General features: G+C 42.9%; 2 protein-coding genes. One reads left to right on the top strand and one right to left on the bottom strand.

All coding sequences use genetic code 11. The features are described from left to right. A partial coding sequence (locus F557_RS19925) for an AAA family ATPase (RefSeq protein ID WP_019002620.1) occupies positions 1-1562 on the top strand: 1562 nt, incomplete at its 5' end. A 76-nt stretch (positions 1563-1638) separates the two neighbouring features. Here the strand turns inward: F557_RS19925 and F557_RS0112790 are convergent. Continuing rightward, positions 1639-2481, bottom strand: an 843-nt coding sequence (locus F557_RS0112790) for a DNA polymerase (RefSeq protein WP_019002619.1), incomplete at its 5' end; no start/stop codon positions are given.

Genomic DNA, 2481 nt, shown 5'->3' with positions numbered 1-2481 from the left:
ATGTGTCATTTCAGGAGAAGTGGTTCAAGGACACCAAAATTTTTGAAGATAAGGAATTCTGCAGTGAATACATGGGAAAGTATCCGGTAATCTTTATTACCCTTAAGCAGATAGAAGGTAAAGATTTTATCAGCGCCTACGGACGCTTTGCATCAGCGATTTACGACATGTACACTCAGTTTAGATACCTTGCAGATAGTGATAAACTGAGTAGTGATGAAATTGAAGAATACAAACTCTATCTTGATAAGTTTTATCTTAGAGAACCTAAAAATAATGATGCAGTGAAGGATTCACTATCTACATTATTGAAACTCCTGAACAAGCATCATGGAATCAAGCCGATTCTGCTTATCGACGAATATGATGTACCTATCGCCAAGGCGGCCCATAACGGCTACTACCGTGAAATGATTGACATCATCAGTCCGTTCCTGAGCAATGCCTTAAAGACCAATATGTATCTAGGCAGAGCGGTACTAACCGGATGCTTAAGGGCGGCAAAGGAAAGTATTTTTACCGGACTTAACAATCTGCTGGTCTGCTCAATTCTTGATTCCGGAGACGATGAAATATCTCAGGGTATAGGTTTTACTAGGGAAGAATCTGAAGAAGTCCTTGCATACTACGGACTTTCAGACTATTACGAAGAGGCAAGAAAAAATTACGACGGGTACCATTTTGGAACAACTCATATGTACTGCCCGTGGGATGTAATGAACTTCTGTAATGACAACTTCAGAAAACTGAGAAAAGACAGAAATCTCATTCAAGCCGGCAACTACTGGATAAATACAAGCGGTAACGATGTTATCGAAAAATTCATGGGCTTTATCGAGCCTGAAGACGTAGACATGATGCAGGATCTTCTAGACGGTAAATCAATAACCGCGGAAGTAAGAACCTCACTATGTTACGGTGATTTGCAGAACCATGACATAAATGACTTCTGGACTCTGCTGCTTTATACAGGGTATTTAACTTTTGAACCGCAGTCCCATAATCCGGAAAATGATGAATACAGTCTGTTTATTCCGAATGAGGAAATCAGAAAATGCTTTAAATCAAAGATTCTGAATTTCTTTAAGACCAATTCCGTCATGAAAACAAGCACAGGTGAACTGGTAAAAGGTTTGTTTGAAGGTGATGCCGAAAAAGTTCAGGATAACCTTAACACGCTCCTTGGTAAATATGTTTCCATCAGGGATTTTGCCTCGAACGCTCCGAAGGAAAACTATTACCACAGTTTCATGAACGGATTACTGGTGAACGGCACATCTCTCATTGAAGAGCAGAAATCAAATTTTGAATCAGGTGACGGATATATAGATTTGATAATCAAATCTATCAGAAGCAGAGGCGTTATCGTCATTCTGGAATTAAAACAGACTTCAGACGAAAACGAAGACAAAGTGCTTATTGCTCAGGATGCCGTTGAACAGATAATTCAAAAGAAATATGCCGATCCGTACATTAAACGCAACGACATCAAAGCTGTTCTTACCTATGGCATATGCTTCTGTAAAAAGGAATGTGTCGTTGTTGGAAGAAAGCTGAAATAAAATGTTCAAGCATGGCAACCGAGTCAAAGAATACTTGATCGGTAGAACCTGACTAAGTTACCGATCAAGTTAAGTCTTAATCTTTCTTGTAGTAGAGGGATGTATAGCCTGCCGCTTCCAGAATTAGCCCGTTAGCCCATGGTGGTGTTCGTCCCATCAGTTCACATACAGCATCGAGGCTCATTCGCGGATTGGCTTCAATAACCAGCTCATCGTGAATATGCATCACGATGCTACAATGACGTAAGGTCTTCATTGCATAGCAGAGAATGTCTCTTGAGATGGCCTGTACGATGTTTTCCACGAATTTTGGTCCGTAGCTTTCAATACGTTCCCATTTCTTGGTCGCACCAATACCTTCATAGGTAACACTCTCTCCGCCGAACTGGTTCATGCCGATGCGGGGTTTTACGTAGGCGAGTTTTCTGCCGGATGGTAAAGTGATAAAAAGCATGCCGCTTCTGCGGGTGAAGGTAAGTCCATGTGTTTCAGTAGTGGTCCGTTCAGTGATGGCTTTCATGACAGCATGGTCTACTGCCCACCAGAACTTCACGATATTAGGGTTGGAATTACGCCATGCGGTAACGAGGGGCTGAAGCTCTTCTTCCTTAAGTCCCATCTCCAGAGCTCCCATTGCCTTTAATGCGCCGATGCCTCCGCCATAGCCACAGGCGAGTTCCGCTATTTTCCCTTTCTGTCTCAGATGTCCATTGACGCCATGCTTCTCAACAGGAACCTTGAACATCTGACTGGCACTCATGCAGTAAATATCACCGCCATTTTTGAAGAGCTCCATACGCCATTTCTCCCCGGCAAGCCAGGCGATCATCCGGGCTTCAATGGCTGAAAAGTCCGCTACATAAAAGAGCTTTCCCTGCGGCGGGATAAAGGCCGTGCGCACGAGCTGAGACAATGTATC

Source organism: Succinimonas amylolytica DSM 2873 (genome assembly GCF_000378405.1).
GTDB lineage: Bacteria > Pseudomonadota > Gammaproteobacteria > Enterobacterales > Succinivibrionaceae > Succinimonas > Succinimonas amylolytica.
The sequence above is the reverse complement of the archived record's forward strand: the minus strand, read 5'-3'. Positions and strand labels throughout refer to the sequence as shown.